This is a genomic window from Leclercia sp. LTM14, assembly GCF_023736175.1.
Lineage (GTDB): Bacteria > Pseudomonadota > Gammaproteobacteria > Enterobacterales > Enterobacteriaceae > Enterobacter > Enterobacter barmai.
The window spans coordinates 138,896-160,779 of record NZ_JAIKTT010000005.1 but is presented as its reverse complement, the minus strand read 5'-3'; the positions used below and the strand labels follow the sequence as shown (position 1 = coordinate 160,779).

The window sequence follows — 21,884 nt, the reverse complement described above, 5'->3', positions numbered from 1 at the left end:
TGCTATAACAAGCGCTTATTGTGGCCCCTGGCGGGGTCGAAGCACCACTATAACGGAACAGGATGCAAAAATGGTTACTTTCCACACTAATCATGGCGATATCGTAATCAAAACCTTTGATGACAAAGCGCCTGAAACAGTTAAAAACTTCCTGGACTACTGCCGCGAAGGTTTCTACGACAACACTATTTTCCACCGTGTTATTAACGGCTTTATGATCCAGGGCGGCGGTTTTGAACCTGGCATGAACCAGAAAGAGACCAAAGCGGCGATCAAAAACGAAGCGAACAACGGTCTGAAAAACACCCGCGGTACCCTGGCAATGGCCCGTACTCAGGCGCCACACTCTGCCACCGCGCAGTTCTTCATCAACGTAGCAGACAACGACTTCCTGAACTTCTCCGGCGAAAGCCTGCAGGGTTGGGGCTACTGTGTGTTTGCAGAAGTGGTTGAGGGTATGGACGTGGTTGACAAGATCAAAGGCGTTTCTACCGGCCGCAGCGGCATGCACCAGGACGTTCCAAAAGAAGACGTTGTGATCACAAGCGTGACCGTCAGCGAATAATTCGTGGCGACACTCTTTATTGCAGATCTGCATCTGCAAACAGAAGAACCGGCGATCACCGCCGGTTTTCTGCGTTTTTTACAGGGCGAAGCCCGCCACGCCGACGCGCTTTACATCCTGGGCGATCTGTTTGAAGCCTGGATTGGCGATGACGATCCGAACCCGCTGCACCGCGACATAGCGAGTGCGCTTAAAGCGCTGGTCAACTCCGGCGTCCCCTGCTTCTTTATCCACGGTAACCGCGACTTTCTGCTGGGCAAACGCTTCGCCCGTGATTGCGGCATGACCCTGCTGGCGGAAGAGACCGTCCTCGACCTGTATGGCCGTAAAGTCCTGATCATGCATGGCGATACGCTCTGCACCGACGATACCGGCTATCTGGCGTTTCGCGCCAAAGTGCACACCCCCTGGATCCAGACGCTGTTTCTCGCCCTGCCGCTGTTTATCCGCAGCCGTATCGCCGCAAAAATGCGTGCCGGCAGCAAAGCCGCTAACAGCAGCAAATCAATGACCATCATGGACGTAAACCCGCAGGCGGTGGTCAGCGTGATGGAAAAGCACCATGTGCAGTGGCTGATCCACGGCCATACCCATCGCCCGGACGTCCATAGACTGACCGTAAACGGCGAACCCGCTAAGCGCGTGGTGTTAGGGGCCTGGCACACCGAAGGCTCGATGGTCAAAGTCACGCCTGAAGATGTGGATCTTATCGCCTTCCCGTTCTGAAATCCCTGCCCAGAAATCATTCAAATTTTTTGGACTATCTCAGCAAATTGTTTTGATTTTAATCACACTCTGGTCGGCCTATGATTACTCACATCAGGGCAACAACGCCCTATTCCAAACAAAACAGCTTAAGGAACATGACCATGAAATCCATCAAAACTTTCGTTGCAGTTGCCGCTCTGTCTCTGATCTCTTTCGGTTCTTTCGCCCAGAGCGTGAGCGCTACCGCCTCTACCCTTGACCGTGCAGAAGCGAAAATTGCCGCTCAGGCCGCAAAAGAAGGTGCTGCTTACAAAATCACCAGCGCCCAGTTCGACAACCGCGTGCACATGACCGCTGAACTGACTAAATAATTTGCCCGATTGCCGTGCCGCCAGATAAGAGCCCAGCGACAGCGACAATACGATGAAAAAGGAAAAGAGAATGAAAACTATCAGTATCGTCAGCGCCCTGCTGCTGGCCGCTTCACTGTCCTCTGGCGCGATGGCTGCAGAGCACCATTTCTCCACCCCGGAAGCGGGTTCGAATATCGACACGGCGGTGCATCAGAATCATATTGATGTGAACCATGCTTTCGACAAAGAGAACCTGACCGCAGGCAATCTGCTGTAAGCCGTAAAGCAGACTGTAAAAAGACCGCCTTTTGGCGGTTTTTTTATTGCATAAAGCGACAGACTTTGGCGGAAGTTTTAGCCGCGCAACCGTTTTCCTTGCCTGTAGATCGTGCTATTCTCTGTCACCTCAAAAGCCGAGAGTTGTGCACCACAGGAGTTTTAAGACGCATGTCTTCCAGCAATAATCCGGCGCGTGTCGCCATCGTAATGGGGTCCAAAAGCGACTGGGCTACCATGCAGTTCGCCGCCGAAATCTTTGACATCCTGAACGTTCCTCACCACGTTGAAGTGGTCTCCGCGCACCGCACCCCCGATAAACTGTTCAGCTTCGCCGAAGGCGCAGAAGAGAACGGCTATCAGGTGATTATTGCCGGTGCCGGCGGTGCCGCGCATCTGCCCGGCATGATTGCTGCCAAAACCCTGGTGCCGGTGCTCGGCGTCCCGGTTCAGAGCGCAGCCCTGAGCGGCGTCGACAGCCTCTACTCCATCGTGCAGATGCCGCGCGGCATTCCTGTTGGTACGCTGGCCATCGGTAAAGCGGGCGCTGCCAACGCCGCCCTGCTGGCCGCACAGATCCTCGCAACCCACGATAAAGCACTCCATCAGCGCCTGGCGGACTGGCGTAAAGCCCAGACCGACGAGGTGCTGGACAATCCCGACCCGCGAGGTGCGGCATGAAGCAGGTTTGCGTCCTTGGTAACGGCCAGTTAGGCCGTATGCTGCGTCAGGCCGGTGAACCGCTGGGGATCACCGTCTGGCCGGTTGGGCTGGACGATGAACCTGAAGCCGTGCCGTTTCAGCAAAGCGTCATCACCGCAGAGATTGAGCGCTGGCCTGAAACCGCCTTAACCCGCGAGCTGGCGCGTCATAACGCCTTCGTCAACCGCGACGTCTTTCCGATCATCGCCGACCGCCTGACGCAAAACAGCTGTTTGACGATCTGCATCTCGCCACCGCGCCGTGGCAGCTGCTGACCGAAAAAGGCCAGTGGCCGGGCGTGTTTGACACGCTGGGCGAGCTGGCGATCGTCAAGCGTCGCGTGGGCGGCTACGACGGCCGCGGCCAGTGGCGTCTGCGCGCCGGTGAAACCGACCAGCTGCCGGACGAGTGCTACGGCGAGTGCATCGTTGAGCAGGGCATCAATTTCAGCGGCGAAGTGTCGCTGGTCGGTGCCCGCGCCCACGACGGCAGCACGGTTTTCTATCCCCTGACCCACAACCTGCATCAGGACGGCATTCTGCGCACCAGCGTGGTCTTCCCGCAGGCGGACGCAGCCCAGCAGGCGCAGGCTGAAAGCATACTCTCTGCCATCATGCAGGAGCTGGGCTACGTGGGTGTGATGGCGATGGAGTGTTTCGTTACGCCGGAAGGTCTGCTGATCAACGAGCTGGCACCGCGCGTGCACAACAGCGGTCACTGGACGCAAAACGGGGCGTCCATCAGTCAGTTTGAGCTGCATCTGCGCGCCATCACCGGGCTGCCGTTGCCGAAGCCGGTGGTGAACAGCCCGTCGGTGATGATCAACCTGATCGGCACCGATCTGAACTACGACTGGCTGAACCTGCCGCTGGTGCACCTGCACTGGTACGACAAAGAGGTGCGTCCGGGTCGTAAGGTCGGCCACCTGAACCTGAACGATACCGACACCGCGCGCCTGAGCGTCGCGCTGGACGCTATCGTGCCGCTGCTGCCGCCAGAGTACGCCAGCGGTATTGCCTGGGCGCAGTCCGCACTCAGCTAAGCCTCACCGCCGGGGAGTTGACCTTCCCCTTCCCCGGCGTAAAATCCTGCCCATCGCTGTTTTGAGGGATCCTTATGAACGATGGGACGGACTACCGCGCCATTCTTACCGCCGACACGCCATTGATTGACGTGCGTGCGCCCGTGGAATTTGCTCAGGGCACCATGCCTGCGGCAATCAACCTGCCTTTAATGAACGACGACGAACGCGCCGCCGTGGGCACCTGCTATAAGCGCCAGGGGCCGGAAGCCGCGCTCGCGCTCGGCCACCGTCTGGTGAGTGGCGAGACGCGCGAACAGCGCCTGGAGGCCTGGCGCGCCGCCTGCTTTGCCCGGCCGCAGGGCTACATCTGCTGCGCCCGGGGCGGGCAGCGCTCGCATATCGTGCAGGCGTGGCTGAAAGAGGCAGGCGTGGATTACCCGCTGATCCGGGGCGGCTATAAAGCGCTGCGTCAGGCGGCAATGCAGGCGACCGTCGAGCAGGCGCAAAAACCCAGCGTGCTGATTGGCGGCTGCACCGGGAGCGGCAAAACGCTGTTAGTGAAGGCGCATCCTGAGGGCGTGGATCTCGAAGGGCTGGCGCACCATCGTGGCTCCTCCTTTGGCCGCACGCTGGCCCCGCAGCTCTCCCAGGCGAGTTTTGAAAACCATCTGGCGGTTGAGCTATTAAAAAAAGACGCCACGCGCTGGGTACTGGAAGACGAAGGCCGGATGATCGGCTCCAACCACCTGCCGGAATGCCTGCGCGATCGCATGACGCAGTCGCCGATTGTGGTGGTCGAGGATCCGTTTGAAGTGCGTCTTGAGCGCCTTCGGGAAGAGTATTTCGCGCAGATGTGGCAGGCCTTTCGCGAGGCGCGGGGAGAAGAAGCGGGCTGGCTGGAGTATCGCGACTATCTGCACCACGGACTGTTTGCCATCCGCCGCCGTCTGGGGTTGCAGCGTTATGCAGAATTTACCGCCCTGCTGGATTGCGCCCTGGACGATCAGCAGCGTACCGGCAGCACCGAAGCGCATTTCAGCTGGCTTGCGCCGCTGCTGAATGACTATTACGACCCGATGTACCGTTATCAGCTGGAGAAAAAAGCGGAGAAGATTGTGTATCGCGGGACGTACGGGGATGTTTCAGAGTGGCTGAGCCGCTGAAAAAAAGCCGGGTGGCGGCTACGCCTTACCCGGCCTACAGGTTCGGCGCGTTTTTGTAACCCCGCCACCGGAGAACAGACCGCATCCCACGTAGCCCCGGTAAGCGTAGCGCCACCGGGGAACAGACCGCACCCCACGTAGCCCCGGTAAGCGTAGCGCCACCGGGGAATAGACCGCACCCCACGTAACCCCGGTAAGCGCAGCGCCACCGGGGAACAGACGATTTAGAAGTCGTAACGCAAACGCACCAGGTTCATATCGCCCAGATCGTCGGTGCTGGAGGTGAACACGTGCTCGTAATCCACGCGGAAGCCGTAATCCAGCTGGAAGCTGATACCCACGCCGTTGTCGATGCGCTGGTAGTTGCGGCCATTCATGGTCTCGATGCGGTCGCCCATGAAGTAAGGCTGGATGGATTTCACCGCATACTGACCAATCGGGAATTTATAGCCCGCAAAGTACTCAATACCCCACGCGTCACCCGCGAAGTAGTCGTTTACTGACACTTTTTTGCTGGTCATGAAGTTCTGATACCAGCCGCCGCCTGCGGAGAAGGTCCAGTTGTCCGGGGTCCAGCTCAGCGCGGTACCAAGGATATTCTGATCCCAGGTTTTGCTGTCGCCGTTATCCGGGTTACGCATGTCCGCACGGGTGTAGTTCCACGCCGCGCCCCAGGTCAGGTCGGTGGTCAGGCGATAATCCAGACCCAGTGAACCGCCGCCTTTACGCTTGTAGCGCAGGCCGTTGCCCGGCAGGTATTCGCTGTCTTCGAACAGGTAAGAGGCGTAGATGTCCGCATCGCCAAGGGTTTTCTTGTACTTCAGCATCTGGCGTGAACGGTAAGAGCCGTCGTAGTCGCCGTTGATGCCGTTACCCGGCGCCTGGCCGATCATGTCGTAGTCCCAGATATCGGTTTTCGCGCCAACCACATCGTAGTAAACGCTGTTCTGCTGACCGAAGGTCAGGGTACCCCAGGTATCGCTTTTCAGGCCGGTGTAGAGCATACGACGGGAGGTATCACGCGCGCCGTCTGCATGGTGGTTATCCCAGTTGAACTGGGCCGGAATGTTCACACCCAGCTCGTAGTAGCTCACCCAGCTGATGTCATCAAACAGGTAGTAATCTGCCGCGAAACGGAAGCGGGTGCCGCCGTCAAAGCCGTTACGCTTGTAGCTGTTTTTGCCGTCGTCGCCGGTCATATTCTGGAACTGGGGACGAATACTGCCGCCAACGGTAAAGTTGAGGCGGCTCAGCGGGTTGCCCGCCTGCGGATCTTGTTTCAGAACGGTGATTTCAGCCCGGGATGCAAAAGACGTCAATGCCACTGCAGCGCCAATAGCGACTGCCAGCGCTTTTTTATTTATTGTCACTGTTTTTCCTTGATAGACACACTGCCATTTATTTGGCAGGTGAATATTAACCAGGATTTATCTGTCCGTGTTGTCCGGTTTTTAATGATTTGTGCCACTAATACTCAGTGTTTTATCTTTTTATGCTACTAAGACATCACGCACCGATATAAAAACCGGTGCGCGATGATTACGGAAAGGGATTAACCGGAGAACTGGCGGAACAGGGCTTTGCCCTTAAGTAGCCGGGCCCCCAGCCAGCCGCCGCACAGCGAGAGCATCACCGCGCCGCTGAGCGGCAGGATCACCCACAGCCGCCAGTCAGGCTCCCACGGGAAGTCGAACACCCGGGTTTGCAGCACCGCCAGCGCGGTTTCGGCCCCGATGGCCGCCACCAGGCCAGCCACCAGTCCCAGCAGGGCGAACTCGCTCCAGAGCGTGGTGCGCAGCAGTTTTTTACCGGCGCCCAGGGTGCGATAAACCACCAGCTCCTGATGGCGCTGACGCATCCCGACCTGCACCTGCGCCAGCAAAAGCAGCACGCCGCAGATCGTCACCAGAACCACCATCACCTCCAGCGCCCGACTTACCTGCTCCAGCACCTGCCCGACCTGCTTGAGGATCGCGCCGATATCCAGCAGGCTGATGGTCGGGAACTCGCGGTTAAGCTGGGTGAGCATGCCGTTGCCGTTCTCCCAGCGGAAGCTGGTCAGCCAGCTCTGGGGCTGTCCGTCCAGCGCCCCGGAAGGGAAGATGAAGAAGAAGTTTGGCCGCAGGCTCTCCCAGTCAACCTTGCGCAGGCTGGTGACTTTAGCGCTGAAGTCCTGGGTATCGCCGGTAAAGGTCACCGTATCTCCCAGGGCGACGTTCAGGCGTTTTGCCAGCCCCTCTTCCATTGACACTTCCCCCGCGCCTGGCGGCCAGGTTCCGGCGGTGATGGGGTTATGATCCGGGCGTTTATCCTGCCAGGTCAGGTTCAGCTCGCGGTTAAGGGATTCATCTTTATTACCCTCGGTAGACTGGCCGTTAATCCGGGTCAGACGCGCCCGCACGATGGGATAGTAGGACTCGGGGATAATCTGATGCTCCGAGAGGAACGTCTTCAGCGGCGTCACCTGCTCCGGGGCGATGTTAATCAGGAAGTAGTTCGGGCTTTCGGGCGGGAGCTGCTGTTGCCAGCGATCCAGCAGGTCGCCGCGCAGCACCAGCAGCAAAGCCAGCAGCATAAACGACAGCGAGAAGGCCGACAGCTGGCTGAGGGTTGACCACGGCTGGCGCAGCAGGCGATTCACCGCCAGACGCACCGGCAGGGATTTTACCGTCAGCCCCTTAAGCACGCTGAGCAGCATCCAGCCCAGCACGCCGCAGAGCAGCGCCAGCACCACGGCCCCGGCCAGCACCGCCCACAGCAACATGCTGCCGCCCATCAGCCAGGCGAGGAGCACCACCACCAGCACCACAATCGCCGGAATATAATATTTCAGCGGCCAGACGCTGGCCACCACGTCGCGGCGCAGGACGCGCAGCGGCTGCGTCGCCAGCAGCAGGCGATAAGGGCGCAGCCCCACCAGCAGGGAGATAACGGTCATGGCCCCAATCGCCCACAGCCACGGCCACAGGCTGGCAGGCGGCAGCGCGGCGGGCAGCACCGGCCTGAGCAGCACCATCAGCACCTTCTCGAACAGCAGCCCCATCGCCCCGCCGGTGACAGCAGAAAGGGTAAGCACCATCAGCCACTGGCCGACAATCAGTTTGCGCAGCTGTGCCCTGCCCGCGCCGAGGGTTTTGAGGATCGCCACCAGGTCGTAGCGACTGCGGCAGTAGTGGCCCATGGCCACCGCCACCGCCGCGACCGCCAGCAGCAGCGTTAACAGCGCCGACAGCAGCAGGAACTGCTGGGAACGCTCCAGCGACTTGCCGAGCGCGCCATCCTCCTGCTCCATTCCGGACCAGCGGTGCTCCGCCTTCAGCTGCGGCAGCAGCCATTTTTCATAGGTGCTCAACTGGGCGGGCGTACCGCCAAACTTAATGCGCCAGGTGACGCGACTCCCGGGCTGTACCGCCGCGGTTTTGGCGACATCTGCGGTGTTCATCAGCAGGCGCGGCGCCATCTGGAAGGGGTTGAAGCCGGAATCCGGCTCCTGAATCACCTCTCCGGCGATTTTCAGTGTGGCATCCCCGACGTCAATGCTGTCGCCGGTTTTCAGATTCAGCAGCGCCATCAGGCGCGAGGCCAGCAACACCGTCCCCGGCGCGGGCTTGAGGCCCGGCGGGTTGGTTTGTAGCTCGCCGTACATCGGGTAAATATCATCGACGGCCTTTACGCTTGCCAGCTGCGGCGTATCGGCGGCAAAGGTCATGGTCTGGAAGCTCAACTGCTCGCTGACCTTCAGCCCCTCTTTTCTCGCCTCCTCAAGCCACGCCTGGGGTACCTCGCGGGAGCTGCGCAGCGTGCGATCTCCGGCCATAAACTCACGGCTTTGCTGGCTGAGCCCCTTTTCCATGCGATCGCTGACGCTGCCGAGCGCCAGCACGCAGGCCACCGCCAGGCTTAACGCCAGCCAGACGATCAGCAGCGAGGGGGAGCGCCATTCGCGCCAGAACCAGCGGGTAATCATGCTTCCTCCTGCAATTCGCCATTCACCAGGCGCAGGCGGCGATCGCAGCGGGCAGCCAGTTGCGGATCGTGGGTGACGAGGATCAGCGTGGTGCCGTGCTCGCGGTTAAGCGAGAACAGCAGATCGGCAATTTTGTCCCCGGTCTGGCGATCGAGGTTACCGGTGGGTTCGTCGGCAAACAGCACATCCGGGCGGCCATTGAACGCACGGGCCAGCGCCACGCGCTGCTGCTCGCCGCCGGAGAGCTGCGCCGGAAGGTGATCGAGGCGTTTACCCAGCCCCAGCTGTTCCAGCAGCGCCCTGGCGCTCTCCCGGCTGTGGGCGGTATTCTCGCCGCGCAGCAGCCCCGGCAGCTCAACGTTCTCCAGCGCGTTAAGGGTCGGGATCAGCATAAACGACTGAAAAACAAAACCAATGTGCTTTGCCCGCAGGGCGGCGCGCGCCTCTTCATCCAACGCATGCAGGGGCTGGCCGACCAGGTTGACCTCACCGCTGCTGCCGTCATCCAGACCGGCGAGGATCGCCAGCAGCGTGGATTTGCCCGAACCCGATTCACCAATCAGGGCGATGCTCTGCCCGCGTTTGACAATGAGTTCAACTCCGGTAAGGATGGAAAGCTCGTGCTCCCCCTGACCCACGGACTTCTTAAGATGATGAACTTCAACAATGTTTTCCGCTGGCATTTGCCCTTCCTGTTTTTGATTCTGTTCTCATTTCGCGCCGCGGCGGCGGACACGCTATTAATTCTGGGTGACAGCCTGAGCGCTGGCTACCGGATGGCGGCCAGTGCCGCCTGGCCTGCGCTGCTGAACGATAAATGGCAGAGCAAAACGACGGTCGTCAACGGCAGCATCAGCGGCGACACCTCCCAGCAGGGACTTTCCCGTCTGCCTGCCCTGTTGAAACAGCATCAGCCGCGCTGGGTGCTGGTGGAGCTTGGCGGCAATGACGGCCTGCGCGGTTTCCAGCCGCAGCAGACGGAGCAGACCCTGCGCAAAATTTTGCAGGATATCCGCGCCGCCAACGCCCAGCCGATGCTGATGCAAATTCGCCTGCCTGCTAACTATGGTCGTCGGTATAATGAAGCCTTCAGCGCGATATATCCGAAGCTCGCCAAAGAGTTCGATGTTCCGCTGCTGCCCTTTTTTATGGAAGAGGTCTACCTGAAACCGCAGTGGATGCAGGACGACGGTATTCACCCCAATCGGGACGCCCAGCCGTTTATCGCAGACTGGATGGCAACCCGGCTGGCTCCTTTAGTTAAACATGACTCGTAATTCAGCGGAGATCCTGACAGGTAAAGTTATGCAAAAATCGGTCTTAATAACAGGATGTTCCAGCGGAATTGGCTTTGAAAGCGCCCTTGAACTGAAGCGTCAGGGATTCTGGGTGCTGGCCGCCTGCCGCAAACCCGAAGACGTTGAACGGATGAACAACATGGGTTTTGCCGGCGTGCTGCTGGATCTGGATTGTGCAGAAAGCATTGAACGCGCCGCCGATGAAGTGATCGCCCTGACCGGTAATCGCCTGTATGGGCTGTTTAACAACGCCGGATTTGGCGTTTACGGCCCGCTGCAGACTATTACGCGCCAGCAGCTTGAACAGCAGTTTTCGGCCAATTTTTTTGGCGTCCATCAGCTTACCATGCGCCTGCTGCCCGCCATGTTGCCGCACGGCGAGGGCCGGATTGTGATGACCTCCTCGGTGATGGGGCTCATCTCCACGCCGGGTCGCGGGGCATACGCCGCCAGCAAATATGCGCTGGAAGCCTGGTCGGATGCACTGCGCATGGAGCTGCGCCACAGCGGAATCAAGGTGAGCCTGATTGAACCGGGCCCTATCCGCACCCGCTTTACCGACAACGTCAATCAAACCCAGGCCGACAAGCCGGTGGAAAATCCCGGCATTGCCGCACGTTTTACGCTGGGGCCGGAGGCGGTGGTCGCCAAAGTGCGCCATGCTTTTGAGAGCAAAAACCCCAAAATGCGTTATCCGGTCACGCTGGTGACCCACGCCGTCGGCCTGCTGAAGCGCCTGCTGCCGGGCCGGATGATGGACAAAATTTTACAGGGCTGAGTTGAAGCCACGCGTCACGCCCCCATGTAAACAGAAACTCATAATCGAGAATGCCGCATGTCCGTACAGAATATTGTCAACATTACCGAAGCAAACCTGCACCAGACCCTTGAACAGTCGATGACCAAACCGGTGCTGTTCTACTTCTGGTCTGAGCGGAGTCAGCACTGTCTGGAACTGACCCCGGTCCTTGAGAAGCTGGCCGCCCAGTACAATGGTCAGTTTATTCTGGCGAAGCTCGACTGCGACGCCGAGCAGATGATCGCCTCGCAGTTTGGCCTGCGCGCCATTCCGACGGTCTATCTGTTCCAGAACGGTCAGCCGGTGGATGGCTTCCAGGGCCCGCAGCCGGAAGAGGCGATCCGCGCCCTGCTGGATAAAGTGCTACCGCGCGAAGATGAGCTGAAAGCGCAGCAGGCGGCGGCACTGATGGCCGAAGGCAAGCATGACGACGCCCTGCCGCTGCTGAAAGAGGCGTGGCAGCTTTCCGGTCAGAACAGCGAAACCGGCCTGCTGCTGGCGGAAACGCTGATTGTCTTAAAGCGTTCTGAAGACGCCGAAGTGGTGCTGAAAACTATCCCACTTCAGGATCAGGATACCCGCTACCAGGGGCTGATGGCGCAGATTGAACTGCTGAAGAAAGCCGCGGATACGCCGGAAATTCAGCAACTGCAACAGCAGGTGGCCAACAACCCTGGCGACGCGGCGCTGGCCAGCCAGCTTGCACTGCAGCTGCATCAGGTAGGTCGTAACGAAGAAGCGCTGGAACTGCTGTTCAGCCATCTCAAAACCGATCTGGCTGCGGCTGACGGCCAGGCGCGTAAAACGTTCCAGGACATTCTGGCGGCACTCGGCACGGGTGACTCCCTGGCCTCCTCCTATCGCCGTAAGCTTTACGCTCTGCTGTACTGATCGTTGAGAAAATACTGGAGCCGCCGTTATGGCGGCTTTTTTATATCTGCCGCTAGCGTTCGTTAAGTCTTTCTAATGCTTTATTTTGAAAAAAGTTAATGAGTCTTTAACGATGTAAAATATAGTCTTTAGCATGTCCACGCTTCTGAACGGATAGCCCGCCTGCAGTAACCTTTATTTTCCATTTGTGATCGGCGCAAAACTCCCGCACGCGGTGCTAATAGCCTCATCTTGCGGGAGATGTTAAACTTTTTCGCGATAAAAATGGCTCGCTTTTAACTATAGGAAGTATGCGGCATGACACATATCTTTTATGAGTTCACCTCCCTTAAGCCGGGTGTTCCTAATGTAGAAACATTAATGCAAGTCATCCACTCCTCGGCAGAAACCAGTTTTGTTATTGGCCCTGAAGTCGTTGATTTCGTAAAAAAAGCGTTGATCGTTAATACCACTATTGGCAGCTTTAAAAATTGCAAATTCGCTTTCGACAACGGCACGCACTTCATTGAATTTGATGGGAAAGGTAAATCGAAGCGCTACGACGAGGTTCCGGAATGGTTTGTCTCCCCGGCAGACTTTTCCCGCTCGCAGTGGCTGATCAACCATAAGCTGTCGGATGTGATGGCGACGAAGTTTATCGAAGTGCTGATGTCTTACCCGCTGAAAGAGCGTCGTGCCCACTGCAATCTGCTCTTCGGATTAGACTTGCATAAGACAGGTATCGTGCCGTCCACGACTCCTGCCGCGAGCAAAATCGGCAATAAAAACGGTAAAACAACGAAGCCGAAAATCATCGAACTGGGCTCCTTTGAGCTGTTCAGCCAGTTCTTTGACCGCCTGAAAAGCGCCGTGGCAGAGGATCAGTTCCCGACCCTGCAGGTGCTGACCGGTATCGATAACCTGTCAAAAGCGCCAAATAACCTCAAACAGGGGATCCGCACCTGGTTCAAAGCGATCACCGGCGATCTGCCGCCTAACAATAAGCGCGTCGAAGCCGGTAATGCCGGTCTGTTCTGCGCCCCGGTGCGCGAACAGCTGCAGCAGATTGAAGCCATTGGCCTGGAAAAATACTATGCCGGGCTGTCACGGGCAATCAACGAAGCGGGCGAGCAGTACATCTCTGACTTCGCTTACACCCATCCCGACGCCTGACCTGCCGCTGCCGACTAAAAACCCCGTCGCCCTGCTATTTTTAGCGGGGCTTTTTTACGTCTGGACCCTGCCCGGCTCGTTGATTCAAGGCGAATTTCCCCCTGTTTGCCGATATACTAATGGGCAACAAACGAACAATTGTTATCGCAACATGGAATACAAAACAGGAGGTTTTACATGTTCATCGTCATCCCTATTCTCATCTTCGTGGCGCTGGTGATCGTCGCCGCTGGCGTCAAAATTGTTCCGCAGGGCTACCAGTGGACGGTTGAGCGTTTTGGTCGTTACACCAATACGCTGCAGCCGGGGTTAAGCCTGGTCGTGCCGTTTATGGACCGCATTGGCCGCAAGATCAATATGATGGAACAGGTGCTCGATATCCCGTCGCAGGAGGTCATCTCCCGGGATAACGCCAACGTGACCATCGACGCGGTGTGCTTTATTCAGGTGATTGACGCCCCGAAAGCCGCCTACGAGGTGAGCAACCTTGAGTTAGCCATCATCAACCTCACGATGACCAATATCCGAACCGTGCTGGGCTCGATGGAGCTGGACGAAATGCTCTCCCAGCGCGACAGCATCAATACCCGCCTGCTGCACATCGTCGACGAAGCCACCAACCCGTGGGGCATTAAAGTCACGCGTATTGAGATCCGTGATGTGCGCCCGCCAGCAGAGTTGATCACCTCGATGAACGCCCAGATGAAGGCCGAGCGAACCAAGCGCGCCTACATTCTGGAGGCCGAAGGGGTGCGCCAGGCGGAGATCCTCAAAGCCGAAGGGGAAAAACAGTCGCAGATCCTTAAAGCCGAAGGCGAACGCCAGTCTGCCTTCCTGCAGGCCGAAGCCCGTGAACGTTCGGCGGAAGCAGAAGCCCGCGCCACCAAAATGGTTTCGGAGGCGATTGCTGCCGGGGATATCCAGGCGGTGAACTACTTTGTGGCGCAGAAGTACACCGAAGCGCTGCAGGCCATCGGCTCGGCGGATAACAGCAAGGTGGTAATGATGCCGCTGGATGCCAGCAGCCTGATGGGCTCGATCGGCGGGATCGCGGAGCTGATTAAAAACAGCGGCAACGAGCGCAAATTATGATCGCGTTAATTGCTGCACATCCGCACGTCTTCTGGCTGAGTCTCGGCGGCCTGCTGCTGGCGGCAGAGATGCTCGGCGGCAACGGCTATCTGCTGTGGAGCGGCGTGGCGGCCGTTATCACCGGCCTGCTGGTGTGGATCTTACCCTTCGACTGGGCCTGGCAGGGGGTGCTTTTCGCGGTACTCACCCTGATTGCCGCCTGGCTCTGGTGGCGCTGGCTCTCACGCCAGGTGCGCGCCCAGAAACCCGCCGATGCCCGGCTCAACCAGCGTGGACAACAGCTGGTGGGGATGCAGTTTACGCTGGATACCGCCCTGGTGAACGGGCGCGGCCATATGCGCGTCGGCGACAGCTCATGGCCGGTGATTGCCGATGCCGACCTTGTCGCCGGTACAAAAGTTGAAGTGGTGGCCGTCGAGGGGATCACCCTTCGCATCCGCGCCCTCTCCCGATAAGAACAGGATTAACAGAATGGTCAGGAAGACAACGCTGGCAATGAGCGTTAGCGCATTACTGGCAAGTGCCGTACCGGCATACGCCTCGTTTGATATTGAAGACTGTAAATGGAGCGATGACCATTGCCTGCTGAAAGGCGACCCGGTGCTGACACCCGGCAATGATTCCCGCGACAACCTGCTGCGCCTGCTGAGCGAAGCAAAATCCTTTGCCCTGCCCGTGCAGGCCACGCCTGCGGATATCACCCGCTCCCGAGACTTCTATTTTGCTTATCATCCGGAGTGGGATGCCGCAACGACACCTGCCACCGCCGCAGGGGAAGCACCGGTTGAAGAGAGTTCGCTCAGCAAACAGCTCGCCGCTCTGCAGCTTGACCCCGTTGAGATCCGCAACGACGGTGAGCTGGAAAACCGCTTCGTCTCGAACAGTGCCGACAGCGTGAGCCAGTTTTTTGCCGTCCTGCTGGCCGATGACACGCTCACGGCCGAACAGCGCCATGCCCTGGCCCGGGCGCGTTCAGGGCTCTATTCCGGCGCGACCGACGAGCAGCTGGCGGCATCTCTGGAGACTCTTCCGGCACAATCGACAGCCGTGCAGTACAAAACCTATCTGTCAGGGGCAGCCCTTTTTTATGCCGGGGATTACGCCGGGGCGGATCGCGCATTTAGCGCATTGATCGACAGCAATCGCCCGTGGCTGGCGGAAACCGCGCACTATATGCTGATGCGTACGGCGCTGAACAAAAGCAGCCAGAACAGCACGGGGGAGTACGGCGATTTCACTCTCGATCGCATCGATCGCTCTGCAGCCGAACAGGCGCAGAAAGCTGCCCAGGTCTATCTTCAGCGCTGGCCGGAGGGGCGTTATGCCGATTCCGCGCGCGGCATGTTGCGCCGTATCAACTGGTATCTGCAGGCCTGGCCGCAGCTGGCGGGGCTGTATGAGCAGCGGTTCCAGCAGGCCAGTGACGCCGGGGCGCTGCGCGGGCTGGTGATCGAATACGATAATGTCTTTGGCATGCAGTTCTATGTAAGCGCCGTGCAGGAGGCATTCCCCGACGCGCCGCTGGTCAGCTATACCGAAATGCTGCGCGCCCTTCGCCTGAACAGCGACGAGAAACCGACCCTGACGCAGCAGGTGCTCGACAGCAGCAAACCGGTGTTTGAAAAAAGCGGCAAGCTGGCGCTGTGGCGTAATCTGCAGTTGAACCTGTGGCGGGCGACAAACAACGATGCCGCCATTTTGCAGGCCGTTAAGCCAGCGGAAAAACTCCCGGCGCACGACATTCTCGCCTTTAGCGAACAGGTGCTGTACGGCGACGCGCTGATGGCGCAAAAGCAGTGGCTGGCGGCAGGTGATTTCTGGCTGACGTTGCTGAAGCTGAGCAAGGATGTCGAACAGCAGCAGTATGTGCAGGCCAGGCTGGCCGCCACGCTGGTGTTTAGCGGCAACGCAGAAGCAATTTTTGCTCCTGACAGCGCCGTCACCAACCTGCGGCTTCGCTCACAGGTGCTGAAAGCGGTGGCCTCGCCTGAGCGGTTACGCCAGCAGGCCAGCCAGGGGCCGAACAACGAGGAGCGCACCATTGCGCTGCACACGCTGTTGGTGCGTGATTTAACCGAAAACCGCTTCAGCGACTGGTTAACCGACAGGAAGCTCGCCAGCGCCATAGCGCCTCCGGTCGTGGGCAAAGCGTTTGACGATGTTAACCTGAGCGTTTTCGACTGGAACGGCGATGCCGCCGAAGCCGGTTACGTCTGTCGAAGTCTGGACAACACGGTGCAGGTACTCAGCCAGAACGCCAATGATGCCCATGCCCTGAACTGTCTGGGCGAGTTCTTCCGCACGACCAGTACCCATATCGATCTGTGGAAAGACAGCGCGGGCAACGGCCTGCTTGGCGCGGTGATCCAACGCAAGGAACCTTACGGCCAGTTCGACAGGCAGGGTTACTATCAGCAGGTCATCACCTCGCCAAAGGCGGAGCATGAAGATAAAAGCTACGCCCTCTATCGGGCCATCATGTGCTATGCCCCGTCCGGCTATAACGAATGTGGCGGAGCAGAGGTGGACAAAGCCCAGCGCAAAGGCTGGTTCACGCAGTTAAAAACGCAGTATCCGGGCAGTCCGTGGGCACAAAAACTCAAATACTACTGGTAGCCGCGCTGCTGGCCGGTCAGGCGCAGGCGCAGGAGATCGTTACCGCGCACGAGCACCCGGCCTTCTGGCTCTGGTCGGGGGTTAAGGCCAGCGATGCGCTGAAGGAGGCGCAAACGGTCTATCTGCATCAGGGAGAGGTGCTGGCCCGCCCGAATGAGGTGGTGTTCCAGCGCCTCGGACTGCCCGTCAGCCGCCTGACCTTTCCCTCAATCTGGCTGACCGTGCGCTTTACCACCCTCGACGTACCGCCTGAGATCTTCCCGAGAATAGTCCGCCTGATGCAGCGCTGGCAGGCGGCCGGTAATCAGGTGGTGGGTTTGCAGGTTGATTTTGATGCGGCCACCCACCAGCTGGCGGACTACGCCCGCTTTTTGCAGGCGTTGCGCCAGCAGCTGCCGGCCGAATTTTCGCTGGGGGTCACCGGGCTGCTGGACTGGGCAAAAACCGGGGATGTCGCCACGCTGAACGCGCTGGCGGTGGATGAACTGGTGATCCAGAGCTATCAGGGCCGCCATACGGTGGCCAACTATCAGGCCTATCTGCCCGCGCTTGCCCGGCTGCGCATTCCATTCAAGCTCGGGCTGGTCCAGAACGGCCAGCGGGATCGGCAGGCCGAAGCGCAGCTGCAACAATCCCCGTGGTATCGCGGTACGGTGGTGTTTATGCTCAACCCGGCCCGCGGTTAGGCCTTCGCCTTGCGATGACAGCAGCCGGACAGATTATCAATGATCGGACAGTCGGCGCCGTCATCCCCCGGACAGCTCTCCGCCAGGGCCAGCAATTGATCGCGCATCACCTGTAGTTCCACAATATGACGTTCAATCTCCGCCACCTTCTCCAGCGTCCGGCTTTTAACGTCGGCGCTATGGCGCGCGGGATCGTTGAACAGGTTCACCAGGTCGCCGCACTCTTCCAGATTGAAACCCACCTGTCGCGCCTGGCGCAGCAGCGTCAGTTCATCGAGGTGCTTCTGGGTATAGCTCCGGTAGCCGTTCTCACTGCGCAGCGGCGGCGTCACCAGCCCTTTCTCTTCGTAAAACCGAATCGCTTTGCTGGTTAAGCCGGTTTTTTTGGCAACATCACTGATATTCACGTTTCCCCCTTGACCTTCCCCTTGATGGAAGGTTTAACCTTCATAACAGTTAGATGAAAGTGTCTCTCCGGTCAATATCTGGCTGGAGATTTAGAAGGAGTTTACCTATGTCTCAAACCATCGACCTGACACTGGATGGCCTCTCCTGCGGCCACTGTGTCAAACGCGTTAAAGAGAGTCTGGAGCAACGCCCGGACGTTGAAAGTGCAGATGTGACCATCGAGCACGCGGTTGTCACCGGCAGCGCAAGCGCCGATGCCCTGATCGACACCATCAAACAGGCCGGTTACGGTGCGGCGTTAAGCCACCCAAAGGCTGATCCGCTGACAGCGTCAACAACTCCGTCGGAAGCACTGACAGCGGCCCCCTCTGAGCTTCCGGCAGCTCACGATAGCGATGACAGCCAGCAGCTGTTGATCAATGGCATGAGCTGCGCCAGCTGCGTCACCCGCGTTCAGGATGCCCTGCAGGCGGTTCCGGGTGTGGCACAGGCACGGGTCAATCTGGCGGAGCGCACTGCGCTGATCATGGGCAGCGCCTCCGCCGCTGATTTAGTGCAGGCGGTTGAAAAAGCAGGCTATGGCGCCGAGGCGATTGAAGATGACATCGAACGCCGGGCGCGCCAGCAGGAGACCGCCATCGCCACCATGAAACGTTTTCGCTGGCAGGCGATTGTCGCCCTGCTGGTGGGCATCCCGGTGATGGGCTGGGGAATGCTCGGCGATAACATGATGGTCACCGACGACAACCGCACGCTATGGCTGGCAATAGGCCTGCTCACGCTTGGGGTGATGATTTTCGCGGGCGGCCACTTTTACACCAGCGCATGGAAGAGCCTGAAAAACCGCACCGCCACCATGGACACGCTGGTGGCGCTGGGTACCGGCGCGGCGTGGCTCTACTCAATGAGCGTCAACGTCTGGCCGCAGTGGTTCCCGATGGAAGCGCGCCATCTTTATTATGAAGCCAGCGCGATGATTATCGGCCTGATTAACCTGGGCCATATGCTGGAAGCCCGGGCCCGTCAGCGCTCGTCGAAAGCGCTGGAAAGATTACTCGACTTAACGCCGCCTACCGCCCGGGTTGTGACCGAAAACGGCGAACAGAGCGTGCCGCTGGCAGAGGTTCAGGAAGGCATGATCCTGCGCCTGACCACCGGAGATCGCGTGCCGGTGGATGGGGAGATCACCCAGGGCGAAGCCTGGTTTGACGAAGCGATGCTCACCGGCGAGCCGGTGCCGCAGCAGAAAAGCGACGGGGAGAGCGTTCATGCCGGTACCGTCGTGCAGGATGGCAGCGTGCTGTTCCGCGCCAGTGCCGTCGGCAGCCACACCACGCTGTCGCGCATTATTCGTATGGTGCGCCAGGCCCAGAGCAGCAAGCCGGAGATCGGCAAGCTGGCCGATAAAATCTCTGCCATCTTCGTGCCGGTGGTGGTGGGTATCGCCCTGTTCAGCGCCGCTATCTGGTACTTCTTCGGCCCCGCGCCGCAGATTGTCTATACCCTGGTGATCGCCACCACGGTGCTGATCATCGCCTGCCCTTGTGCCCTGGGACTGGCCACGCCGATGTCGATAATCTCCGGTGTCGGGCGTGCCGCAGAATCGGGCGTGCTGGTACGTGATGCCGACGCCCTGCAGCGCGCCAGCACCTTAGACACCCTGGTGTTTGATAAAACCGGCACCCTCACCGAGGGTAAACCCCAGGTGGTTGCCGTCCATACCCTGGGGGGGATGAGCGAAGCCGAGGCCCTGAGTCTGGCGGGCGCACTGGAGCAGGGCTCCAGCCATCCGCTGGCCCGGGCGATTCTGGAGAAAGCGGGCAACGCATTACCGCAGATGAATAACTTCCGCACCCTGCGCGGGCTTGGGGTCAGCGGTGAGGTGGATAATCGCACCCTGCTGCTGGGTAACCAGGCGCTGCTCGCAGAAAACGGCATTGATACCCGTGCGCTGGACGAGCAGCTGCAAACCTGGGCTTCACAGGGGGCAACCCCGGTGCTTCTGGCGGTCGACGGACAGGCTGCGGCGCTGTTTGCCATTCGCGATCCATTACGCGCTGACAGCGTGGCTGCCCTGCAACGCCTGCACCGGGAAGGCTATCGTCTGGTGATGCTCACCGGCGATAACGCCACCACCGCCCAGGCTATCGCCCGGGAAGCGGGTATCGATGAGGTGATCGCCGGCGTGCTGCCGGATGGCAAAGCGGATGCGATTATCAAACTGCAGGGCCAGGGACGCCGCGTGGCGATGATTGGCGACGGCATCAACGACGCCCCGGCGCTGGCGCAGGCGGATGTGGGCATCGCCATGGGCGGCGGGAGCGATGTCGCCATCGAAACGGCAGCCATCACCCTGATGCGCCACAGCCTGACCGGAGTGGCCGACGCGCTTGCCATCTCGAAAGCGACGTTGCGCAACATGAAGCAAAATCTGCTGGGGGCCTTTATCTATAACGCCTTTGGTATTCCCATCGCCGCCGGGATCTTATGGCCGCTGACCGGCACGCTGCTGAACCCGGTAGTGGCCGGTGCCGCCATGGCCCTCTCCTCTATTACCGTGGTGAGCAACGCTAACCGCCTGTTGCGCTTTAAACCTAAAGCCTGAGGCTGTTGCAGGACAAGGACGTCTTGCGCCGCCCTGCCCCACGCGCTAGCATGAATTTTTCATTCAGGGAGCGCGTATGGGTCTGTTTCAACGTCTGAAAGCATCGTTTCGCGCCCTTTTTCCCCGCCGCTATCGCTGGCCTGGACTCGATATCACCCTTCCCGGCGGACAGCATCTGCATCTGGTCGGCAGCATCCATATGGGGACGCGAGATATGTCTCCGTTGCCCGAGGGGCTGATTAGCCGACTGCGTCAGGCCGACGCGCTGATCGTCGAAGCGGATATCTCCGGGGACGAGTCGCCTTTCGCCGGGCTTGCGATACCACCTCCGCTGGAGGAGCGTCTCAGCGCTACGCAACTGGCTGAACTGCAGCAGGTTGCCGACGAGCTTGGCTTATCTGTCTCGATGCTCGAGAGCCAGCCGCTATGGCAGATCGCGATGGTGTTGCAGGCCACCCAGGCGCAGCGGCTGGGATTACGGGGCGATTACGGCATCGACTATCAATTGCTGAATGCCGCACGCGCGCAGCAGTTGCCGGTTATCGAACTGGAGGGTGCCGCCAGCCAGATTGCGCTGCTGCGCCAGATGCCAAACGACGGTTTGCTGCTGCTGGAAGATACGCTAACCCACTGGCACACCAATGCCCGGCTGCTGCAAACCATGGTGAGCTGGTGGCTGGATTCGCCCCCTGCCGTTGACCGGCTGGCGCTTCCGGCCACGTTCAGCGAATCGCTGTATGACGTGCTGATGCACGAGCGCAATCAGGCGTGGTGCGAAAAGCTGCACGCGCTGCCTGCCGGACGGTATGTGGTGGCGGTTGGGGCATTGCATCTGTACGGCGAGGGAAATTTGCCGTCGTTGCTGAGATAAAAAAGTGGCCAATATTTCTATTGGCCCGTCAAAGAGGAATTTCATCATTGTTATTATGCCGGAGGAGACCTCCGGTTCAGAAGATTGTCGCTCAAAGTGACCATCACTGCCAACACTATATGCGCAAGATGGTGCTATTTTTTAGCCTCTTTTGAGGCGTATTCTTAAGGCGTTTATTGTCCGGGCTAAGAAGGATTGCTATGACTCCCGCCGTTAAATTACTCGAAAAAAACAAGATTGCGTTTCGGATCCACAGCTACGACCACGATCCGGCTGAAACCAATTTTGGTGATGAAGTGGTGCGTAAACTGGGTCTGAATGCGGACCAGGTTTATAAAACGTTGCTGGTCGCGGTGAATGGCGACATGAAACACCTCGCCGTGGCGGTGACGCCGGTTGCCAGCCAGCTGGATCTCAAGAAGGTCGCCAAAGCGCTGGGCGCGAAAAAAGTGGATATGGCGGACCCGATGGTTGCGCAACGCACCACGGGGTACCTGGTAGGTGGGATCAGCCCGCTGGGGCAGAAGAAGCGTCTGCCGACGCTGATTGATGCGCCCTCACAGGGGTTTGACACAATCTACATTTCCGGCGGCAAGCGCGGGCTGGACATTGAACTTTCGGCGAGCGATCTGGCGAAAATGCTGGATGCGCAGTTTGCGGATATTGCGCGCCGGGATTAAGGCATTGCCGGGCAGGGGCTGTGCGGCC

21 protein-coding genes and 1 pseudogene are annotated in these 21,884 nt (G+C 59.1%); 18 read left to right on the top strand and 4 right to left on the bottom strand.

The annotated features are described in order from the left end of the window. The first annotated feature begins 70 nt into the window (after positions 1–70). The 7 genes and pseudogenes from ppiB (at position 71) to mnmH (ending at position 4,791) form a co-directional block, all read left to right on the top strand. Positions 71–565: a peptidylprolyl isomerase B gene (gene ppiB, locus K5I40_RS13075; RefSeq protein ID WP_039032582.1), complete on the top strand. Its 495-nt coding sequence runs from the start codon at positions 71–73 to the stop codon at positions 563–565. Positions 566–568: 3 nt separating this feature from the next. Beyond that, positions 569–1,291, top strand: a complete 723-nt coding sequence (gene lpxH, locus K5I40_RS13070) for a UDP-2,3-diacylglucosamine diphosphatase (protein ID WP_223074694.1) — start codon at positions 569–571, stop codon at positions 1,289–1,291. Between the two features lie 143 nt (positions 1,292–1,434). Next, positions 1,435–1,644, top strand: coding sequence for a YdgH/BhsA/McbA-like domain containing protein (locus tag K5I40_RS13065; RefSeq protein ID WP_039032584.1), 210 nt, complete (start codon positions 1,435–1,437; stop codon positions 1,642–1,644). 70 nt (positions 1,645–1,714) lie between these two features. After that, positions 1,715–1,903, top strand: a complete 189-nt coding sequence (locus K5I40_RS13060; protein WP_223074693.1) for a hypothetical protein — start codon at positions 1,715–1,717, stop codon at positions 1,901–1,903. Between the two features lie 170 nt (positions 1,904–2,073). Next, the gene (purE, locus tag K5I40_RS13055; RefSeq protein WP_039032586.1) at positions 2,074–2,583 is read left to right on the top strand and encodes a 5-(carboxyamino)imidazole ribonucleotide mutase; all 510 of its coding nucleotides are present in this window, start codon (positions 2,074–2,076) and stop codon (positions 2,581–2,583) included. Then, positions 2,580–3,646 (top strand): annotated as a pseudogene (gene purK / locus K5I40_RS13050) (5-(carboxyamino)imidazole ribonucleotide synthase). Before purE ends, purK begins: the two are co-directional and overlap by 4 nt. A gap of 74 nt (positions 3,647–3,720) precedes the next feature. Beyond that, a complete protein-coding gene (mnmH, locus tag K5I40_RS13045) occupies positions 3,721–4,791 on the top strand; it encodes a tRNA 2-selenouridine(34) synthase MnmH (RefSeq protein WP_223074691.1) in 1,071 nt (356 codons plus the stop codon). Positions 4,792–5,015: 224 nt separating this feature from the next. On the opposite strand, the gene K5I40_RS13040 is transcribed toward mnmH, so the two are convergent. From K5I40_RS13040 to ybbA, 3 genes are all read right to left on the bottom strand, one after another. Further along, positions 5,016–6,161, bottom strand: coding sequence for a porin (locus K5I40_RS13040; RefSeq protein WP_223074690.1), 1,146 nt, complete (start codon positions 6,159–6,161; stop codon positions 5,016–5,018). Positions 6,162–6,343: 182 nt separating this feature from the next. Then, the gene (gene ybbP, locus K5I40_RS13035; protein WP_223074689.1) at positions 6,344–8,758 is read right to left on the bottom strand and encodes a putative ABC transporter permease subunit YbbP; all 2,415 of its coding nucleotides are present in this window, start codon (positions 8,756–8,758) and stop codon (positions 6,344–6,346) included. Continuing rightward, entirely contained in the window at positions 8,755–9,441 is a 687-nt protein-coding gene (ybbA, locus tag K5I40_RS13030; protein WP_039032596.1) for a putative ABC transporter ATP-binding protein YbbA, read from the bottom strand. Before ybbA ends, ybbP begins: the two co-directional genes overlap by 4 nt. Here ybbA and tesA point away from each other — a divergent pair. The 8 genes from tesA to K5I40_RS12990 all read left to right on the top strand — a co-directional run bounded on the left by tesA (position 9,412) and on the right by K5I40_RS12990 (position 17,292). Then, on the top strand, positions 9,412–10,035 hold the full coding sequence (gene tesA / locus K5I40_RS13025; RefSeq protein ID WP_176556541.1) for a multifunctional acyl-CoA thioesterase I/protease I/lysophospholipase L1: 624 nt from the start codon (positions 9,412–9,414) through the stop codon (positions 10,033–10,035). The two genes, ybbA and tesA, sit on opposite strands and share 30 nt — an antisense overlap. Beyond that, entirely contained in the window at positions 10,025–10,834 is an 810-nt protein-coding gene (locus K5I40_RS13020; protein WP_138369695.1) for an SDR family oxidoreductase, read from the top strand. The genes tesA and K5I40_RS13020 overlap by 11 nt, the downstream gene beginning before the upstream one ends. A gap of 57 nt (positions 10,835–10,891) precedes the next feature. Continuing rightward, entirely contained in the window at positions 10,892–11,746 is an 855-nt protein-coding gene (locus tag K5I40_RS13015; protein WP_223074688.1) for a co-chaperone YbbN, read from the top strand. Between the two features lie 297 nt (positions 11,747–12,043). Then, positions 12,044–12,898 carry a hypothetical protein gene (locus K5I40_RS13010; RefSeq protein ID WP_223074687.1) on the top strand — a complete coding sequence of 285 codons (855 nt, stop codon included), beginning with the start codon at positions 12,044–12,046 and terminating at the stop codon, positions 12,896–12,898. 177 nt (positions 12,899–13,075) lie between these two features. Next, positions 13,076–13,990: an SPFH domain-containing protein gene (locus tag K5I40_RS13005; RefSeq protein ID WP_039032427.1), complete on the top strand. Its 915-nt coding sequence runs from the start codon at positions 13,076–13,078 to the stop codon at positions 13,988–13,990. Continuing rightward, positions 13,987–14,445, top strand: a complete 459-nt coding sequence (locus K5I40_RS13000; protein WP_223074686.1) for an NfeD family protein — start codon at positions 13,987–13,989, stop codon at positions 14,443–14,445. The genes K5I40_RS13005 and K5I40_RS13000 overlap by 4 nt, the downstream gene beginning before the upstream one ends. Before the next feature lie 16 nt (positions 14,446–14,461). After that, a complete protein-coding gene (locus K5I40_RS12995) occupies positions 14,462–16,606 on the top strand; it encodes a hypothetical protein (RefSeq protein WP_223074685.1) in 2,145 nt (714 codons plus the stop codon). After that, positions 16,576–17,292, top strand: coding sequence for a DUF3142 domain-containing protein (locus K5I40_RS12990; RefSeq protein WP_139564458.1), 717 nt, complete (start codon positions 16,576–16,578; stop codon positions 17,290–17,292). Before K5I40_RS12995 ends, K5I40_RS12990 begins: the two co-directional genes overlap by 31 nt. Here K5I40_RS12990 and cueR read toward each other — a convergent pair. Continuing rightward, positions 17,289–17,699 carry a Cu(I)-responsive transcriptional regulator gene (gene cueR, locus K5I40_RS12985; protein WP_223074684.1) on the bottom strand — a complete coding sequence of 137 codons (411 nt, stop codon included), beginning with the start codon at positions 17,697–17,699 and terminating at the stop codon, positions 17,289–17,291. The two genes, K5I40_RS12990 and cueR, sit on opposite strands and share 4 nt — an antisense overlap. 107 nt (positions 17,700–17,806) lie before the next feature. Here cueR and copA point away from each other — a divergent pair, with 107 nt between their 5' ends. From copA to ybaK, 3 genes are all read left to right on the top strand, one after another. Then, entirely contained in the window at positions 17,807–20,305 is a 2,499-nt protein-coding gene (gene copA, locus K5I40_RS12980) for a copper-exporting P-type ATPase CopA (protein ID WP_223074683.1), read from the top strand. A gap of 76 nt (positions 20,306–20,381) precedes the next feature. After that, positions 20,382–21,176, top strand: coding sequence for a TraB/GumN family protein (locus K5I40_RS12975; protein WP_223074682.1), 795 nt, complete (start codon positions 20,382–20,384; stop codon positions 21,174–21,176). A gap of 200 nt (positions 21,177–21,376) precedes the next feature. After that, a complete protein-coding gene (gene ybaK / locus K5I40_RS12970) occupies positions 21,377–21,856 on the top strand; it encodes a Cys-tRNA(Pro)/Cys-tRNA(Cys) deacylase YbaK (protein WP_039032420.1) in 480 nt (159 codons plus the stop codon). Positions 21,857–21,884 lie beyond the last annotated feature (28 nt).